This is a genomic window from Pseudomonas sp. MLB6B (genome assembly GCF_054508135.1).
On record NZ_CP199313.1, the window covers coordinates 1,809,957 to 1,826,757 of the forward strand.

Genomic DNA, 16,801 nt, shown 5'->3' on the forward strand with positions numbered 1-16,801 from the left:
CTTGGAATCGGGTTTTTTTTTGCCCGTGCGTTGGCCTTGTTCGTACCCGCTTCGTCTCGCCTTATAGACGTAGATCAAGCAATGCGAGTGTTGGCGCCGCCTCGCTGCTAATCACCTTGTCATTGTGTGGGCTTGTTTCTTACCATGGCGGCCAATTTTTGGTGCCACAGATATTGCCTGATGACAGGCCCGCAGAACGGGTCGTGAACGCTGATGGGGAGAGGACTGAATGAGTAATGACGGCGTCAATGCAGGGCGGCGCCGCTTCCTTGTAGCTGCCACTTCGGTGGTGGGTGCAGCGGGGGCAGTGGGCGCTGCGGTACCGTTCGTGGGGTCATGGTTTCCCAGCGCCAAAGCCAAGGCGGCGGGCGCACCGGTCAAGGTCAACATCGCCAAGATCGAGCCTGGTCAGCAGATGGTGGCCGAGTGGCGTGGCCAGCCTGTGTTCATCGTGCGCCGCACGCCGGAGATCCTGGGCAACCTGCAAAAGATCGTCGACGATCTGTCCGACCCACAGTCCAAGGCCTCCGATCAACCCACGTATGTCGACGCGCAGACGCGTTCCATCAAGCCGGACATTCTCATCCTCGTCGGGTTGTGTACCCATCTGGGCTGTTCGCCCACGTTCCGTCCCGAAGTGGCACCGGTCGACCTGGGCCCCAAATGGGTCGGCGGCTATTTCTGCCCTTGCCATGGTTCGCACTACGACATGGCGGGTCGCGTCTACAAATCGCAGCCAGCGCCTCTCAACCTGCCTGTGCCTCCCCATGCCTATGAGTCGGACGACATCGTCGTCATCGGCGTCGATCAGGAGAACGTGTGATGAGCAAGTTCATGCAATGGGTCGATGCGCGCTTCCCCGCGACCAAGATGTGGGAAGAGCACCTGAGCAAGTACTACGCGCCGAAGAATTTCAACTTCCTGTACTTCTTCGGCTCTCTGGCGTTGCTGGTGCTGGTCAACCAGATCGTCACCGGCGTGTGGCTGACCATGAGCTTCACGCCGTCGGCCGAAGAGGCGTTCGCATCGGTCGAATACATCATGCGCGATGTGGAATACGGCTGGATTCTGCGCTACCTGCACTCCACCGGGGCGTCGGCGTTCTTCATCGTGGTCTACCTGCACATGTTCCGCGGCCTGCTCTACGGTTCCTACCAAAAGCCCCGCGAACTCGTCTGGCTTTTCGGCATGCTGATCTATCTGGCGCTGATGGCCGAAGCGTTCATGGGCTATCTGTTGCCCTGGGGACAGATGTCGTACTGGGGCGCGCAGGTGATCATTTCGCTGTTCGGTGCCATTCCTGTGATCGGCGACGACCTGACCCAATGGATCCGCGGCGACTACCTGATTTCCGGTATCACCTTGAACCGCTTCTTCGCCTTGCACGTGGTGGCACTGCCCATCGTCATCCTCGGGCTTGTGGTGTTGCACATTCTGGCGCTGCACGAAGTGGGTTCGAACAACCCCGACGGCATCGACATCAAGAAACACAAGGACGAAAACGGCATTCCCCTCGACGGCATTCCGTTCCACCCGTACTACACGGTCAAGGATATCGTCGGTGTCGTGGTGTTCTTGTTCGTCTTCTGTTCGGTGGTGTTCTTCTTCCCGGAAATGGGCGGGTACTTCCTGGAAAAACCCAACTTCGAGCAAGCCAACGCTTTCAAGACCCCTGAGCACATCGCGCCGGTCTGGTACTTCACGCCTTTCTACGCGATCTTGCGCGCAGTGCCCGACAAGCTGATGGGGGTAATCGCCATGGGCGCGGCGATCGCAGTGCTGTTCGTGCTGCCCTGGCTCGATCGTAGCCCGGTGCGCTCGATGCGCTACAAGGGTTGGCTGAGCAAAGTGTTCCTGCTGGTGTTCTGCATCTCCTTCGTAATCCTGGGCGTGTTGGGCGTTTTAGCACCGACCCCTGGCCGCACCTTGCTCTCGCAGGTATGCACCGCGCTGTACTTCGGCTACTTCCTGCTGATGCCGTTCTATACCCGGCTCGAACAGACCAAACCGGTTCCGGAAAGGGTGACTGGCTGATGAATAAGTTGATTGTTGTACTGTTGCTGGCTTTCTTCCCACTGTTCGCCTGGGCGGCGGAGCATGGCGTTACGCTGGACAGGGTCGATGTCGACCTCTCCGACAAAGCCGCCCTGCAAGACGGCGCGCGCACCTTCGCCAACTACTGCATGGGTTGCCACAGCGCCAAATTCCAACGTTACGAGCGTGTGGCCGATGACTTGGACATCCCCCACGACGTGATGCTGGAAAACCTGGTGTTCACCGGTGCCAAGATCGGCGACCACATGAAGATCGGCATGCAGGCTCAAGATGCCAAGACATGGTTCGGTGCCGCGCCGCCCGACTTGACCTTGGTCGCCCGAGTGCGTGGCGAAGATTGGCTGTACAGCTACCTGCGCAGCTTCTATGCCGACCCGTCGCGGCCCTACGGCGTCAACAACAAGGTGTTCCCCAACGTCGGCATGCCCAATGTGCTGGCAGGACTGCAGGGCAATCAGGTGATCGGCTGCAAGCAGGTGCAGACCGTCGTCGAGGGCAAGAAACAATTTGACCCGCTGACTGGCAGTCCATTGACCCACGAAGCCTGCGATCAGCTGACCGTGGAGCCGAATTCCGGTACCCTGGCGCCCGAACAGTTCGACGAGAAGGTCAAGAATCTGGTGACCTTCCTGGCCTATTCGGCCAACCCGGTGAAGCTGGAGAGCCAGCGCATCGGCACCTATGTGCTGCTGTATCTGGCCGTCTTCTTCGTATTCGCCTATTTCCTCAAGCGCGAGTACTGGAAGGACGTGCACTGATCGCGCAGCCGTAGCGAGAAGTCGAACGCGCTCCGATGCGACGTTGGCAGTCAGCCAGCGCCGTCTCGGGGCGCGTTTGCGTTTAGGGTATTGCACACATGTTTATGCGAGGAGTCACGTGATGGACGTCATCAATGGGTTGGCTTGTTATTCCGACCCCGCTGACCATTATTCCCACCGGGTGCGTCTGGTGCTTGCCGAGAAGGGAATCAGCGTAAAGATCATCGACGTCGATGCCGCGCACCTGCCGCCGAAGCTGGTCGAGGTTAACCCTTATGGCAGTGTCCCGACTCTGGTGGACCGCGATCTGACACTGTACGAACCTACCGTGGTCGTGGAGTACCTCGAAGAGCGCTATCCGCATCCGCCGCTGATGCCGGTGTATCCGGTGGCGCGGGGTAACACTCGGCTATTGATGCACCGTATTCAGCGGGACTGGTGCGCGCTGGCCGATGTCGTTCTGGATTCGCGCAGTGCCAAGACCGCGAGCCTTGAGGCGCGCAAGAATTTGCGCGAGAGCCTGATCGGGGTATCAGCATTGTTCGGCGAGTTCAACTGTTTCATGAGCGAGGAGCAAAGCCTGCTCGATTGTTGTCTACTGCCCATCCTATGGCGTCTGCCGAGCATGGGCATCGAATTGCCGCGGCAAGCCAAGCCGTTGTTGGATTACATGGAACGACAGTTCGCTCGCCCGTCATTCATGGCGAGCCTGTCGTCCGCCGAGCGCGAAATGCGCAACGTTTAAGGAGCCGGTGATGAATTCCAGTCGCCCCTATCTGGTTAAAGCCCTCTACGAGTGGATCGTCGATAACGATTGCACGCCTCACATGCTGGTCAATGCCGAGTACCCGCAAGTCCAAGTGCCCGATGGTTTCGCCAGCGATGGTCAGATCGTCCTCAACATATCGCCCAGCGCCGTACGCAGCCTGCACATGGATAATCAAGCCGTGAGTTTCGAAGGGCGCTTCGGTGGCGTGCCACACAGCCTTTACGTGCCTACAGGCGCTATCCTGGGCATCTATGCACGGGAAAACGGCCAGGGCATGGTCTTCGAACTGGAGCCCTCTGCGGAGGAGGACGACCTGGCGCTCGACGAGGAAGGTTTCGGCACGGATGACGATTCCCCGGACGGCGGCGGCCAGCCACCCCGGCCAAGCGGGCGTCCCAGCCTGAAAGTGGTCAAGTAACGAAAAAGGCGATCCGCAGGGATCGCCTTTTTCATGGGGGCAGCAGGAATCAGTCGATGTATTCGAACAGTTTGACGATTTTCTGCACGCCGGATACACCCTGAGTGACGTTGGTGGCCGCAGTGGCTTCGCCGTTGGTTACCAGGCCCAGCAGGTAGACGATGCCGTTTTCGGTGATCACCTTGATGCGCGAGCTTGGCACGTTGGTGTCGGCGAGCATCTGTGCCTTGATCTTGGTGGTGAGCCACGCATCGTTGTTGCGCGCCAGAATCGAAGAAGGCTGCATGACTTGCAGTTCGTTGTGCACACGTTTGACGCGCTGCACTTGGCTGGCGGTTTGCTCTGCCAAGGCTTTGAGGTCGGCGCGTGGGGTCTGGCCGGCCAGCAGGACCACGCCGTTGTAGCTGCTGACGACGATGTGCGAGCCCTTGTCCAGGTCAGGGCTGGCCTTGCCGACGTTCACCGAAACCTTGGTTTCGATTAGCGAGTCGTCGATCTTGCTGCCGATGGTCCGCGTGCCGCGGTCATCGTCGATGGGGGCATTGCGTGCCGAGGACACGATGGAGCTGCAGCCCGAGATGCCCAGGCACAGGGTAAGGGCCGCCAGGCCCAGACGCTTGGAGATCATTCTTCACTCCCGAACAGTTGGCTGTCGATCAGGTCGCACAGGCAGTGGATTGCCAGCAGGTGGACTTCCTGAATGCGTGCGGTGACGTTGGACGGTACGCGGATTTCCACGTCCTCGGGAAGCAACAGTGAGGCCATGCCGCCGCCGTCGCGCCCGGTCAGGGCGACCACCACCATCTCGCGGTCGTGCGCGGCCTGGATCGCCTGGATCACATTGGCCGAGTTACCGCTGGTGGAGATGGCCAGCAGCACATCGCCGGGTTGCCCCAAGGCGCGGATCTGCTTGGAAAAGATTTCGTTATAGCTGTAGTCGTTGGCGATGGAGGTGATGGTCGAGCTGTCGGTGGTCAGCGCAATGGCAGGCAGGCTCGGACGTTCACGCTCGAAGCGGTTGAGCAGTTCTGACGAAAAGTGCTGGGCATCGCCGGCCGAGCCGCCGTTGCCGCAGGCGAGCATCTTGCCCTCGTTGAGCAGGGCATTGACCATGACCAGGCTGGCATGCTCGATATGCGGTGCCAGGACGTCCATGGCCTGTTGCTTGGTGTCGATGCTGGCCTGGAAGAGCCGGCAGATACGAGATTGCATGTCCATCGGGTGTGACCTTAAAAGGGGCGGTGGCCGGCGCGCGGCGCAACTAGGCTTTGTCTGAAAAGTCCTGATACTCGTCCATGCTGCGTTGAAAACCAGCTCGGAATGCTCATGTACTCCAGTACACTCCGCTTCCTCGCCGGTTTTCGCGGGGCCGCCATCGGCCTTGCCTGGCCTTCGTCTCAGAACTTTTCAGACAGACCCTAAGCACTGCCCGCGAAACATAGAGCTGAATAAGCGAATCAGGTTCAGCAGTCGAAGGCGTTTTTCAGCCATTGCAGCGGCTGACCGGCATGGCCGCTACCTTGCATCGCGATGACATCGAAGCGGCAAGGGTAGGTGGCCCAACGGGATTCTTGTTGCAGAAACAGATTTGCGGCCAGTTCCAGCTTTCGCTGCTTGCGCGAGTCGATGCTGGCGAGGGCGCCGCCATGGCTGGCATGCAGCCGGTAGCGGACTTCGACGAATACTACTGTATCGGCGTCGAGCATGACCAGATCAAGCTCGCCGCCGCGACACCGCCAATTGCGCGTTACCAGCTGCAAGCCATGCTCCTGTAGCCATTGCAGGGCATGGTCCTCGGCGGCAAAGCCTGCGCGAACGGGCGGTGCCGTGTTCATCAGCGTGGCGTATCGGGCAAGCGCTTGACCTGGCCCCCAGCGAATTCCGCCCAGGGCAATTGGCGTTCAATGCGCTGGTTGTCGTTGACGCTCAGGCTACCGGACAGGCCTTGGATGCGGTTGTCCGGCAAGGCTTTGAGTTGGCCCAGGCGGGGCGCCAGCGCATAGGCGTCAACACCCATGGCGTACAGACGGCCAAGGCTGCCAGCGGCTTGCGGCCATTGCTGCACGACCTGCTGGCGCAGAGCATTGCTGGTGTCGAGCAACCAGGGTGTTTCGCAGAAGCGCACGCCGGTCAGGTCGTTGTACTGGTTGACGTCGCCGCTGGCGCTGTAAAGGTTCGAAGTGGCGTAGACCGGGATATCGCCTGCGTACTGGAAGTTCAGGGTGGGTTTGATCTGCTGGGCTTGCTGCGGTGTGGCGGCCAGGAAGATGAAATCGATGTCCTGACGGCGCGAAGGCTGTGCGGCCACTTCACCGCCGACGGCGTTCTGCAGGCTCTGCGCACGGCCTTCGCTCTGGCGCAGTTGCAGCAGTTGGGCGATCTGCCCGGCCAGTTCTACTGGTTGACCGATGCGTTGAGCTGCCAGCAGCGTGCCGCCGTTGCTTTCCCAGTCCTGGCGGAAGGCCGCCAGAACACGGTCGCCCCACTCACCGGTAGGGACCAGAGCCACTGCGCGGGTCAGGCCATCGGCATGGGCGCGGCGCGAGACTTCGCGCGCTTCGTCTTCGGCGGCCAGGCCGAACTGGAACAGTTGGGCAGGCGCTTTCTGGCCGGCGTCGGCATAGTTCAGGGCAAGGGTAGTGATCGGCAGGTTGGGGTAGGCGGCCATCTGCTTGACCAATGGCTTCTCCAGCGGGCCTACGACCAGCTGCGCGCCGGCGGCTTGGGCCTGGCGATAGAAATCGTCGAGCGAACTCAGGCGCGAACTGTCGAACACCTGGATCTCAGGGGCCTGCTGGCCGCTCTGTCGGGCCTGGGCTTGAGCTGCCATGAAGCCATCGCGCAGGGCTTTGGCTACGTTCGCCAACGGACCTTCCTGGGGCAACAGCAGGGCGATTTTGGTCAGCGGTTGACTGGCCAGTTCCTTGAGCTTGAGCAGGGGCGTCGGCAGTTGCATGGCCGCCGGGTGCTCAGGGTGCTGCTGGCGCCAGGATTCGATCGCGGCTTGCTGCTGTTCGAGGGTGCCGGCGGTTCTCACTGCCAGGGCCAGGCTGGTCCAGCCCGAGACCGTGGCGTTGGCGGCAGGTTGCAGTTGCTCGGCCGGCAGCGACGCGACCAGGTTCCAGATTGCGTCACGGTTGGCGTCGGCTGCCTGATCCTTGAGCAGTGGCGCCAGCAGTACGCGCTGCTCCACGGCGGCGAGCGTTTGACCGTCGGCTTCGAACGCTGCGGCATGCACGCTGTATGTGCGCACTTGCTGGGCCTGGGGCAATTCGCCCAAATGTTGCAGGCTGGGGTGAGCAAGCGCCTGGACCGCCGCTTTGGGTTGGTTGCGGCTCATCGCCAGTTCCGCAGCCAGGGTGCTGGCGAAAATCTGCTGGGCCGGTTTGAGCGAGTCCAGCGGCACCTGCGCCAGGATGCTTGCAGCGCGTGGATAGTCCTTCTGTTGATAGGCCAGGTCTGCCGCGCTCAGGCGCAGCAAGGCGGTGTCTTCGGCAGACTTGCTGGCGCTGGCCTTGTCGAGCAACTGCTCGATGCTGGCATCCGGCGTGCGCGGTAATTCACCCAATTTGGATGAGGGCGAGCTGGCGCAGGCTGCGAGCAGGGCAGCGAGGCATAAGGCTGGAAGCAGCCGCAGGCAGGCGATCATGGAAGGATCCTGTTACATGGTCTAGGTGGGCGGCAATTGTACCCAAGCGGTGGCTGGGGCGCGATGTCGCATAAGTGCACGCATCAATATAGGCGGCGTGTCGTAGGGTGTAGACCAACTTCGTTGCGTATGATTGCAAGCGCTCGCGTTACAATGGCAGTTTTGTTCCAGACGAGTGGGTGAGTGCAGTGACCGATGCGGCAGAGTCGAAGAAATCCAAGGTAGGCACGCTGTACGTGGTCGCCACGCCCATAGGCAATCTCGACGACATGAGCGCGCGCGCCTTGAAGGTGTTGGCCGATGTCGCGCTCGTCGCTGCCGAAGACACCCGCCATTCCATCCGCCTGATGCAGCACTTCGGAATCGGCACGCCCTTGGCCGCCTGCCATGAGCACAACGAGCGTAACGAAGGCGGGCGCTTTCTCGAGCGTCTGTTGGCAGGCGATGACGTGGCTTTGGTGTCCGATGCCGGTACGCCACTGATCTCCGATCCGGGTTACCACCTGGTGCGCCAAGTGCGTGCGGCAGGCATTCCCGTCGTGCCGGTGCCGGGTGCTTGCGCGCTGATCGCCGCGTTGTCCGCCGCCGGGTTGCCTTCGGATCGTTTCATTTTCGAAGGTTTCCTGCCGGCCAAGGCGGTCGCCCGGCGCACGCGTCTGGAGTACGTCAAGGAAGAACCGCGCACCTTGATCTTCTATGAAGCCCCGCACCGTATCCTCGAATGCCTGGAAGACATGCAGGCGGTCTTCGGCGACGAGCGGCCTGCGGTACTGGCGCGCGAGATCAGCAAAACCTTCGAAACCATCCGCAGCTTGCCGCTGGGTGAGTTGCGGGCGTTCGTCGCGGGCGACGCCAACCAGCAGCGCGGTGAGTGCGTGGTTTTGGTCGGCGGCTGGAGCGCGCCGGAGGAGGGCGAGTTGGTCGACAAGCAAGCGCAGCGGGTGCTGGGTCTGTTGCTCGCCGAAATGCCGCTCAAAAAAGCAGCGGCGCTGGCGGCCGAGATCACGGGTGTGCGCAAGAACGTGCTGTATCAATTTGCCTTGTCGTTGCAGAAGGATCAGTAACTGCACATCGACATCGAGCACGATGTCGCTTGTGGTGAAGGCGCTCTGCCGTTACCCTTGGCGGCGGAGAGTCGGTTGGACAGTCGCTGCCTTCTTTTGTTCCGCAAAAGAGGGGGGAGGAAAGTCCGGGCTTCGCAGGGCAGAGTGCCAGGTAACGCCTGGGAGGCGCGAGCCTACGGAAAGTGCCACAGAAAATAACCGCCTACGTACTTCGGTACCGGTAAGGGTGAAAAGGTGCGGTAAGAGCGCACCGCACGGCTGGCAACAGTTCGTGGCTAGGTAAACCCCACTCGAAGCAAGACCAAATAGGGTTCCTTATGGCGTGGCCCGCGTCGGAACCGGGTAGGTTGCTAAAGGCGTCCAGTGATGGCCGTCGTAGAGGAATGACTGTTCTCGACAGAACCCGGCTTACAGACCGGCTCTCCACCTCCTTCCCCTGCCATCGACCGACGGCAGAGTGCGCATCGGTAATGCCGAAAAAATCTTAATCTTCATAAAACCCTTTAACTCGGTTCGCTATCTGCTTGAGTTGCACGGAGTTTTGCCGCGCCCAGGCACATTGGATTGTTTTTCCCTCTTCCTTTTGTACGCTAAATCGCCTTGCTCTAAGGGTTTTCCGTATGAACGCGCCTTGACGGTGCGGCGGGCGGATTCCTATAGTGTGCGCAAGTGGCGAAAAGTGGGGGAAAGTGGGTTTTTTGCCATCATCTAGCCAAGAATCAGAGGATTCTCACTCGTGTTTCGCGGAGCCAATGCCGTTAGCCTCGATGCCAAAGGCAGGCTCGCCATGCCGAGTCGGTACCGTGACGAGTTGAATTCGCGAAGTGACGGCCAACTCATCATCACCATCGATGCCGCTGACCCATGCTTGTGCGTTTACCCCCTCGATGAATGGGAACAGATAGAAACCAAATTGCGCGCCTTACCTTCGTTGCGTGAAGAGAACCGCCGCCTTCAGCGCCTGCTGATCGGCAATGCGGTCGATCTGGAACTCGACGGTAGTGGGCGCTTTCTAGTGCCACCGCGTTTGCGCGAATACGCCCGGCTCGACAAGAAGACGATGCTGGTGGGGCAACTGAACAAATTCCAGTTGTGGGACGAACAAGCCTGGAACGACGTTTCAGCGGCCGATCTCGCAGCTATTCAACAACCTGGCGCCATGCCCGACGATTTGCGTGACCTGATCCTGTGACTAAAGAAAGCGGCTTCAACCACATCACCGTGCTGCTCGACGAAGCGGTCGAAGCATTGGACCTGCGCGACGACGGTTGCTATGTCGATGGCACTTTCGGCCGGGGTGGACATAGCCGTCTGGTGCTCAGCAGGATCGGACCACAGGGGCGTCTACTCGGCTTCGACAAAGACCCTCAGGCAATTGCCACAGGACAAGCGCTGGCGGCCGAAGATGGCCGCTTCGTCATTGTGCAACGCAGCTTTGCCGAGATGGCCGATGAAATCGCCACCCAGGGCCTGGAAGGCAAGGTTGCCGGTGTGCTTCTGGACCTGGGCGTATCCTCGCCGCAGCTCGACGACCCCGCGCGTGGCTTCAGCTTCCTCAACGACGGCCCGCTGGACATGCGCATGAACCCCGACCAGGGCGTGAGCGCCGCCCAGTTCATCGCCCAGGCCGCGGAAGAAGAGATCGCCCGCGTGTTCAAGGAATACGGCGAAGAGCGGTTCGCCCGCCGCATGGCCAGGGCCGTCGTGCAACGCCGTGAAGAACAGCCGTTCACCCGTACCGCAGACCTGGCCGAAGTGCTCAAGGTCGCCAACCCCGCCTGGGAGAAGGGCAAGAACCCCGCGACCCGTGCCTTCCAAGGCTTGCGCATCCACGTCAATAACGAGCTGGGCGACCTCGAAACCGGGCTGCAAGCCGCTTTCGATGCGCTGCAGGTCGGTGGGCGCCTGGTGGTGATCAGCTTCCACTCGCTCGAAGACCGCATCGTCAAACTATTCATGCGCAAACTGGCCAAAGGCGAGGCGGACAACCTGCCGCGCAACCTGCCGGTACAGCACAAGGTCTTCGAACCGCGCGTGCGGCTGATCGGTAAAGCGCAGTTCGCCTCCGAAACCGAACTCAAGGCCAATCCGCGTTCGCGCAGTGCCGTGATGCGCGTTGCGGAGAAGTTGCGGTGAGCAAGCTTTTCGCCAAACCGCTGCCCGGCGGCAGTTTCTTCATGCTCTTGCTGTTCATCGGCGTGCTGGTCTCGGCCATCGCCGTGTCTTACAGCGCGCACTGGAACCGTCAGCTGCTCAATACGCTGTACGGCGAACTCAACGACCGCGACAAGGCCCAGGCGGAGTGGGGGCGTCTGATCCTCGAGCAAAGCACCTGGACCGCCCATAGCCGCATCGAGAACCTGGCCAGCGAGCAGTTGAAAATGCGCGTGCCCGCGGCCGACGAAGTACGGATGGTCGCGCCATGATGAAACTCGAAGGTGCGCTCTATCCCTGGCGTTTCCGTGTGGTGATCGCGCTGCTGGCCGTGATGGTGGGCGCCATCTGCTGGCGCATCATCGACCTGCAGGTCGTCGATCGCGATTTCCTCAAAGGCCAGGGCGATGCCCGTAGCCTGCGCCACATCCCCATTCCCGCACACCGTGGTCTGATCACCGACCGCAACGGCGAGCCGCTGGCCGTCAGTACGCCGGTTACCACCTTGTGGGCCAACCCCAAGGAAATGCAGGTGGCCAAGGACCGTTGGCCGCAATTGGCCGCAGTGATGGGGCAGAACCCGCAGCAATTGATCGAGCGCCTCACCCAGCAGGCTAACAAGGAGTTCATCTACCTGGTCCGCGGCCTGACGCCCGAGCAAGGGCAGCAGGTGCTCGACCTCAAGGTACCGGGCGTCTACGGCATGGAAGAATTCCGCCGCTTCTATCCGGCAGGCGATGTGACCGCGCACATGGTCGGCTTCACCGACCTCGACGACCACGGCCGTGAGGGTGTGGAGCTGGCCTATGACGAATGGCTGGCCGGTGTGCCGGGCAAGCGCCAGGTCATCAAGGACCGCCGCGGCCGCCTGATCAAGGACGTACAGGTGACCAAGAACGCCAAGGCCGGCAAGACCCTGGCCTTGTCCATCGACCTGCGTCTGCAATACCTGGCCACCCGCGAGCTGCGCAACGCCATCGCCGAACAGGAAGCCAAGGCCGGCAGCCTGGTGATCATGGACGTCAAGACTGGCGAAGTGCTGGCGATGGTCAACCAGCCCACCTACAACCCCAACAACCGCCGCAGCATGTTCCCTTCGGCCATGCGCAACCGGGCGATCATCGACGTGTTCGAGCCAGGTTCCACGGTCAAGCCGCTGTCGATGAGCGCGGCCCTGGAAAGCGGTCGCTGGAAGCCCACCGACAAGGTCGAGGTCTACCCCGGCAGCCTGCAGATCGGCCGTTACACCATCAAGGACGTGTCGCGCAGCGAAGGGCCGATCCTCGACCTGACCGGCATCCTGATCAACTCCAGTAACGTCGGCATGAGCAAGGTCGCTTTCGACATCGGTGGCGAAGCGATCTACCGGGTCATGTCGCAGCTGGGCCTCGGTCAGTACACCGGCCTGGGCTTCCCGGGCGAGCGCGTCGGCAACCTGCCCAACCACCGCGAGTGGCGCAAGGCCGAAACCGCGACCCTGTCCTACGGCTATGGCCTGTCGGTAACGGCCCTGCAACTGGTGCACGCCTACGCGGCCCTGGCCAACGACGGCAAGATGGTGCCGCTGTCGATCCTCAAGCTCGACAAGGAGCCCGAGGCCACCCAAGTGGTGCCCAAGGCCACCGCCGAGACCATCCAGGGCATGCTCCAGCAAGTGATCGAGGCGCCGCGCGGCGTCTACCGCGCGCAGGTGCCGTTCTATCACGTGGCCGGCAAGTCCGGGACCGCGCGTAAGGCCACCGTCGGCTCCAAGGGTTACACCGAGAACGCCTACCGTTCCTTGTTCGCAGGCTTCGGCCCGATGAGCGATCCGCGTTACGCCATCGTCGTGGTCATCGACGAGCCGAGCAAGGGCGGCTACTTCGGCGGTCTGGTCTCGGCGCCGGTGTTCAGCAAGGTCATGTCCGGTACGTTGCGTCTGTTGAACGTGCCGCCAGACAACCTGCCGCCACCGACCGAGCCGCAGCAGGCCAGTTCAGCACCCGCCAAAGGAGGGCGTGGATAATGACGATGCCACTGAGCAAACTGTTCGCCCACGCCAGCCATGATCCGCTGATCCGCGAACTGACCCTCGACAGCCGCCAGGTACGCCCTGGCGATCTGTTTCTCGCTGTGCCAGGCGCCAAGCTCGACGGCCGTGCGCACATCGCCGACGCGCTGGCCCGCGGCGCGGCGGCGGTCGCCTATGAGGAGCAGGGTTCGGTAGTGCTGCCGCTCACCGACGTGCCGCTGATTCCGGTCAAGGGCTTGGTGGCGCAGCTGTCGGAGATCGCCGGGCGCTTCTACGGCGAGCCCAGCCGTCAGCTTGACCTGATCGGCGTGACCGGTACCAACGGCAAGACCAGCGTCACCCAACTGGTGGCCCAGGCGCTCGATCTGCTGGGGCAACGTTGTGGCCTTATCGGCACCCTGGGTACGGGCTTCCATGGCGAGTTGCAAAGCGGCCGCCTGACCACGCCCGACCCGATCGCGGTGCAATCCACGCTGTACGACCTGAAGAAAGCCGGCGCCCGCGCCGTGGCGATGGAAGTCTCGTCCCACGCGCTCGACCAAGGCCGGGTCGCGGCTCTGGCCTTCGACATCGCGGTGATGACCAACCTGTCGCGCGACCACCTCGACTACCACGGCAGCATGCACGCCTACGAAGCTGCCAAGGCCAAGCTGTTCGCCTGGCCGGGGCTGCGCTGCCAGGTGGTCAACCTGGACGACGACTTCGGGCGGCGCCTGGCCGCCGATTTTGCCGCCATGCCGGGCCGCGAGCTCATCGAAACCCGTCTGATCAGCTACAGCCTGGAGCAGCCCGAAGCCTCGCTGTGCTGCCGCGCCGCCACCTTCAGCGACGACGGCGTGCACGCCACCCTGGTCACCGCCCAAGGCGAGCGGACCCTGCGCAGCCAACTGCTGGGCCGCTTCAACCTGAGCAACACCCTGGCCGCCGTGGCCACCCTGCTGGCCTTGGATTATGCGCTGGACGAAATCCTCGCGGTCGTCCCGCAACTGCAGGGTCCGGTAGGACGCATGCAGCGCCTGGGTGGTGGCGACAAGCCGCTGGTGGTGGTCGACTACGCTCATACCCCGGATGCTCTGGACAAGGTGCTCACGGCCCTGCGCCCGCACGCCCGCGGCAAGCTGCTATGCCTGTTTGGCTGCGGCGGCGACCGCGACCGCGGCAAGCGCCCGCTGATGGCCGAAGTGGCCGAGCGCCTGGCGGACCGCGTGGTGGTGACCGACGACAACCCTCGCCACGAAGTGCCCGCGTGCATCTTCGACGACATCCGCCCAGGTTTCAGTCGTGTCGAGGCGGTCGAATTCATCGACGGTCGCGGCCCGGCCATCGCCCGGTTGATCGCTTCCGCCGCCGTCGATGACGTCGTGGTACTGGCAGGCAAGGGACATGAGGACTATCAGGAGATCGCCGGCCAACGCCACGACTTCTCCGATCTGCAAGAAGCCGAACAGGCCCTGGCCCATTGGGGAGCGCAACATGCTTGAGGCCATGACCCTCAGCCAATTGGTCGAGCCGCTGCACGCCTCGCGCCTGGGCGCCGACGCGCGCTTCGACGGCGTGAGCATCGACAGCCGCTCGGTCGTGCCTGGCCAGTTGTTCGTCGCCCTCACCGGGCCGCGCTTCGACGGCCACGACTACCTGGCCGATGTCCAGGCCAAAGGCGCGGTCGCAGCACTGGTCGAACGTGAGGTGCCCGGTATCGACCTCCCGCAACTGCGCGTGGCCGACTGCCGTCTGGCCCTCGGTCAGCTCGGCGCACTGAACCGCGCCGCCTTCACCCAGCCGGTGGTGGCCATCACCGGCTCCAGCGGCAAGACCACGGTCAAGGAAATGCTCGCCAGCATCCTGCGCACGCGTGGCGAAGTGTTGGCCACCCGCGGCAACCTCAACAACGACCTGGGCGCGCCGCTGACGCTGCTGGAGATCGCGCCGCAGCACCGCGCTGCGGTCATTGAGCTGGGCGCTTCACGCCTGGGCGAGATTCGCTACACGGTGGGCCTGACCCAGCCGCACGTGGTGATCCTCAACAACGCCGGCACCGCCCATGTCGGCGAGTTTGGCGGCCCGGAAAAAATCGTCGAGGCCAAGGGCGAGATTCTCGAAGGCCTGGGCGAGGGCGGCGTCGCCGTGCTCAACCTGGACGACAAGGCCTACCCCATCTGGCATGAGCGTGCCGGTCGCCACCCGGTGCTCAGTTTCGCGCTGAACAATACCGCCGCCGACTTCCACGCCAGCGCCATCGAGCGCGATGCGCGTGGCTGCCCGGGTTTCACCCTGCACGCTGCTCAAGGCAGCGTGCCCGTACAACTGAACCTGCTCGGCGTGCACAACGTCGGCAATGCCTTGGCCGCCGCCGCTGCCGCGCACGCCCTGGGCGTGAGCCTGGCGCACATCGCGCAGGGTCTGAATGCCGTGCAACCGGTCAAGGGCCGTACCGTGGCACAACTGGCACCTAGCGGTGCATGCGTCATCGACGACACCTACAACGCAAATCCCACCTCGATGTGCGCGGCCATTGATATACTCGCCGGCTTTTCCGGTCGCACCGTCCTGGTGCTCGGGGATATCGGCGAGTTGGGGCAGTGGGCCGAGGAAGGCCACCGCCAGGTGGGCGCCTATGCCCGTGGCAAGGTCGACGCCTTGTACGCGGTGGGTAGCCACATGGCGCATGCCGTCGATGCGTATGGTCATAACGGCCACCACTTCGCTTCTCAAGCCGAGCTGATCGAGGCCGTCCGCGGCCAGGCCACCGGCAACACCACCATTTTGATCAAGGGTTCGCGCAGCGCTGCGATGGAAAACGTCGTGGCGGCACTGTGCGGTTCTAGCGGGGAGAAACATTAATGCTGCTGCTGTTGGCCGAGTATCTGCAACAGTTCCACAAAGGCTTCGCGGTCTTCCAGTACCTGTCCCTGCGCGGCATTCTCGGGGTGCTGACCGCGTTGTCGCTGTCCTTGTGGCTCGGGCCCTGGATGATCCGTACCTTGCAAATGCGTCAGATCGGCCAGGCCGTGCGCAATGACGGGCCGCAGTCGCACCTGTCCAAATCCGGCACGCCGACCATGGGCGGTGCGTTGATCCTCTCGGCCATCGGCGTCAGTACCTTGCTCTGGGCCGACCTCTCCAACCGCTATGTGTGGGTAGTGCTGATCGTCACGCTGCTGTTCGGCGCCATCGGCTGGGTCGACGACTACCGCAAGGTCATCGAGAAGAACTCGCGCGGCCTGCCAAGCCGCTGGAAGTACTTCTGGCAATCGGTGTTCGGCCTGGGCGCGGCGATCTTCCTCTATCAAACCGCGCCGACCAGCGTCGAAACCACGCTGATCGTGCCGTTCCTCAAGGACGTGACGATCCCGCTGGGCATCGGCTTCGTGGTGCTGACCTACTTCGTCATCGTCGGCTCCAGCAATGCGGTCAACCTCACCGACGGCCTGGACGGGCTGGCGATCATGCCGACCGTGATGGTCGGAGGCGCGCTGGGCATCTTCTGCTACCTGTCGGGCAACGTAAAGTTCGCCGAATACCTGCTGATCCCGTACGTACCCGGCTCGGGCGAGCTGATCGTGTTCTGCGGCGCGCTGATCGGCGCGGGCCTGGGCTTCCTCTGGTTCAACACCTATCCGGCACAGGTGTTCATGGGTGACGTCGGCGCGCTGGCGCTGGGTGCAGCCCTGGGCACCATCGCGGTGATCGTGCGCCAGGAAATCGTGCTGTTCATCATGGGCGGGGTGTTCGTCATGGAAACCCTGTCGGTGGTCATCCAGGTCGCCAGTTTCAAGCTGACCGGCAAGCGCGTGTTCCGCATGGCGCCGATCCACCACCATTTCGAACTCAAAGGCTGGCCCGAGCCCCGGGTGATCGTGCGCTTCTGGATCATCACCGTGATCCTGGTGCTGATCGGCCTCGCCACCCTGAAGTTGAGGTAG

The 16,801-nt window shown here is 62.5% G+C and carries 17 protein-coding genes and 1 other RNA gene; 14 read left to right on the plus strand and 4 right to left on the minus strand.

Features of this window, described 5'->3' with window-relative positions; translation table 11 throughout:
- Positions 1 to 229: 229 nt before the first annotated feature.
- The 5 genes from petA (at position 230) to ACSMEV_RS07860 (ending at position 4,000) form a co-directional block, all read left to right on the plus strand.
- A complete protein-coding gene (gene petA, locus ACSMEV_RS07840) occupies positions 230 to 823 on the plus strand; it encodes a ubiquinol-cytochrome c reductase iron-sulfur subunit (protein WP_459207915.1) in 594 nt (197 codons plus the stop codon).
- Complete coding sequence (locus ACSMEV_RS07845; RefSeq protein WP_459207916.1) at positions 823 to 2,034, plus strand: cytochrome b; 1,212 nt, start codon at positions 823 to 825, stop codon at positions 2,032 to 2,034. The genes petA and ACSMEV_RS07845 overlap by 1 nt, the downstream gene beginning before the upstream one ends.
- A complete protein-coding gene (locus tag ACSMEV_RS07850; RefSeq protein WP_459207917.1) occupies positions 2,034 to 2,813 on the plus strand; it encodes a cytochrome c1 in 780 nt (259 codons plus the stop codon). The genes ACSMEV_RS07845 and ACSMEV_RS07850 overlap by 1 nt, the downstream gene beginning before the upstream one ends.
- Positions 2,814 to 2,934: 121 nt before the next feature.
- Complete coding sequence (locus ACSMEV_RS07855; protein WP_459207918.1) at positions 2,935 to 3,558, plus strand: glutathione S-transferase N-terminal domain-containing protein; 624 nt, start codon at positions 2,935 to 2,937, stop codon at positions 3,556 to 3,558.
- A 10-nt stretch (positions 3,559 to 3,568) separates the two neighbouring features.
- On the plus strand, positions 3,569 to 4,000 hold the full coding sequence (locus ACSMEV_RS07860; protein WP_459207919.1) for a ClpXP protease specificity-enhancing factor: 432 nt from the start codon (positions 3,569 to 3,571) through the stop codon (positions 3,998 to 4,000).
- A gap of 49 nt (positions 4,001 to 4,049) precedes the next feature.
- On the opposite strand, the gene ACSMEV_RS07865 is transcribed toward ACSMEV_RS07860, so the two are convergent.
- The 4 genes from ACSMEV_RS07865 to ACSMEV_RS07880 all read right to left on the minus strand — a co-directional run bounded on the left by ACSMEV_RS07865 (position 4,050) and on the right by ACSMEV_RS07880 (position 7,649).
- Complete coding sequence (locus tag ACSMEV_RS07865) at positions 4,050 to 4,628, minus strand: BON domain-containing protein (RefSeq protein WP_459207920.1); 579 nt, start codon at positions 4,626 to 4,628, stop codon at positions 4,050 to 4,052.
- Positions 4,625 to 5,218, minus strand: a complete 594-nt coding sequence (locus ACSMEV_RS07870; RefSeq protein ID WP_313739218.1) for a phosphoheptose isomerase — start codon at positions 5,216 to 5,218, stop codon at positions 4,625 to 4,627. The genes ACSMEV_RS07865 and ACSMEV_RS07870 overlap by 4 nt, the downstream gene beginning before the upstream one ends.
- 245 nt (positions 5,219 to 5,463) lie before the next feature.
- Entirely contained in the window at positions 5,464 to 5,835 is a 372-nt protein-coding gene (locus ACSMEV_RS07875; protein ID WP_459207921.1) for a YraN family protein, read from the minus strand.
- Positions 5,835 to 7,649, minus strand: coding sequence for a penicillin-binding protein activator (locus ACSMEV_RS07880; protein ID WP_459207922.1), 1,815 nt, complete (start codon positions 7,647 to 7,649; stop codon positions 5,835 to 5,837). The genes ACSMEV_RS07875 and ACSMEV_RS07880 overlap by 1 nt, the downstream gene beginning before the upstream one ends.
- Positions 7,650 to 7,837: 188 nt before the next feature.
- Here ACSMEV_RS07880 and rsmI point away from each other — a divergent pair, with 188 nt between their 5' ends.
- The 9 genes from rsmI (at position 7,838) to mraY (ending at position 16,801) form a co-directional block, all read left to right on the plus strand.
- Positions 7,838 to 8,713 carry a 16S rRNA (cytidine(1402)-2'-O)-methyltransferase gene (gene rsmI / locus ACSMEV_RS07885; protein WP_459208309.1) on the plus strand — a complete coding sequence of 292 codons (876 nt, stop codon included), beginning with the start codon at positions 7,838 to 7,840 and terminating at the stop codon, positions 8,711 to 8,713.
- Positions 8,714 to 8,780: 67 nt separating this feature from the next.
- Positions 8,781 to 9,140: RNase P RNA component class A (rnpB, locus tag ACSMEV_RS07890), an RNA gene on the plus strand.
- Between the two features lie 309 nt (positions 9,141 to 9,449).
- Positions 9,450 to 9,905 (plus strand): division/cell wall cluster transcriptional repressor MraZ, encoded by a 456-nt coding sequence (gene mraZ / locus ACSMEV_RS07895; protein ID WP_296264623.1) that lies wholly within the window; start codon positions 9,450 to 9,452, stop codon positions 9,903 to 9,905.
- Positions 9,902 to 10,849 carry a 16S rRNA (cytosine(1402)-N(4))-methyltransferase RsmH gene (rsmH, locus tag ACSMEV_RS07900; protein WP_459207923.1) on the plus strand — a complete coding sequence of 316 codons (948 nt, stop codon included), beginning with the start codon at positions 9,902 to 9,904 and terminating at the stop codon, positions 10,847 to 10,849. Before mraZ ends, rsmH begins: the two co-directional genes overlap by 4 nt.
- On the plus strand, positions 10,846 to 11,139 hold the full coding sequence (gene ftsL, locus ACSMEV_RS07905) for a cell division protein FtsL (RefSeq protein WP_459207924.1): 294 nt from the start codon (positions 10,846 to 10,848) through the stop codon (positions 11,137 to 11,139). The genes rsmH and ftsL overlap by 4 nt, the downstream gene beginning before the upstream one ends.
- Positions 11,139 to 12,872 (plus strand): peptidoglycan D,D-transpeptidase FtsI family protein, encoded by a 1,734-nt coding sequence (locus ACSMEV_RS07910; protein ID WP_459208310.1) that lies wholly within the window; start codon positions 11,139 to 11,141, stop codon positions 12,870 to 12,872. The genes ftsL and ACSMEV_RS07910 overlap by 1 nt, the downstream gene beginning before the upstream one ends.
- Positions 12,872 to 14,359: a UDP-N-acetylmuramoyl-L-alanyl-D-glutamate--2,6-diaminopimelate ligase gene (locus ACSMEV_RS07915; protein WP_459207925.1), complete on the plus strand. Its 1,488-nt coding sequence runs from the start codon at positions 12,872 to 12,874 to the stop codon at positions 14,357 to 14,359. Before ACSMEV_RS07910 ends, ACSMEV_RS07915 begins: the two co-directional genes overlap by 1 nt.
- Positions 14,352 to 15,719, plus strand: a complete 1,368-nt coding sequence (locus ACSMEV_RS07920; RefSeq protein ID WP_459207926.1) for a UDP-N-acetylmuramoyl-tripeptide--D-alanyl-D-alanine ligase — start codon at positions 14,352 to 14,354, stop codon at positions 15,717 to 15,719. The genes ACSMEV_RS07915 and ACSMEV_RS07920 overlap by 8 nt, the downstream gene beginning before the upstream one ends.
- Positions 15,719 to 16,801 (plus strand): phospho-N-acetylmuramoyl-pentapeptide-transferase, encoded by a 1,083-nt coding sequence (gene mraY, locus ACSMEV_RS07925; protein ID WP_296264632.1) that lies wholly within the window; start codon positions 15,719 to 15,721, stop codon positions 16,799 to 16,801. The genes ACSMEV_RS07920 and mraY overlap by 1 nt, the downstream gene beginning before the upstream one ends.

Bases quoted from the DNA above. Each gene is read 5' to 3' on its own strand.
- ACSMEV_RS07850 (WP_459207917.1), top strand. From the start codon at position 2,034: ATGAATAAGTTGATTGTTGTACTGTTGCTGGCTTTCTTCCCACTGTTC.
- ACSMEV_RS07910 (WP_459208310.1), top strand. From the start codon at position 11,139: ATGAAACTCGAAGGTGCGCTCTATCCCTGGCGTTTCCGTGTGGTGATC.
- ACSMEV_RS07920 (WP_459207926.1), top strand. From the start codon at position 14,352: ATGCTTGAGGCCATGACCCTCAGCCAATTGGTCGAGCCGCTGCACGCC.
- ACSMEV_RS07860 (WP_459207919.1), top strand. From the start codon at position 3,569: ATGAATTCCAGTCGCCCCTATCTGGTTAAAGCCCTCTACGAGTGGATC.
- ACSMEV_RS07880 (WP_459207922.1), bottom strand. From the start codon at position 7,649: ATGATCGCCTGCCTGCGGCTGCTTCCAGCCTTATGCCTCGCTGCCCTG.
- mraY (WP_296264632.1), top strand. From the start codon at position 15,719: ATGCTGCTGCTGTTGGCCGAGTATCTGCAACAGTTCCACAAAGGCTTC.
- petA (WP_459207915.1), top strand. From the start codon at position 230: ATGAGTAATGACGGCGTCAATGCAGGGCGGCGCCGCTTCCTTGTAGCT.
- ACSMEV_RS07870 (WP_313739218.1), bottom strand. From the start codon at position 5,218: ATGGACATGCAATCTCGTATCTGCCGGCTCTTCCAGGCCAGCATCGAC.
- ACSMEV_RS07875 (WP_459207921.1), bottom strand. From the start codon at position 5,835: ATGAACACGGCACCGCCCGTTCGCGCAGGCTTTGCCGCCGAGGACCAT.
- ACSMEV_RS07915 (WP_459207925.1), top strand. From the start codon at position 12,872: ATGACGATGCCACTGAGCAAACTGTTCGCCCACGCCAGCCATGATCCG.
- ACSMEV_RS07855 (WP_459207918.1), top strand. From the start codon at position 2,935: ATGGACGTCATCAATGGGTTGGCTTGTTATTCCGACCCCGCTGACCAT.
- ACSMEV_RS07865 (WP_459207920.1), bottom strand. From the start codon at position 4,628: ATGATCTCCAAGCGTCTGGGCCTGGCGGCCCTTACCCTGTGCCTGGGC.
- ACSMEV_RS07845 (WP_459207916.1), top strand. From the start codon at position 823: ATGAGCAAGTTCATGCAATGGGTCGATGCGCGCTTCCCCGCGACCAAG.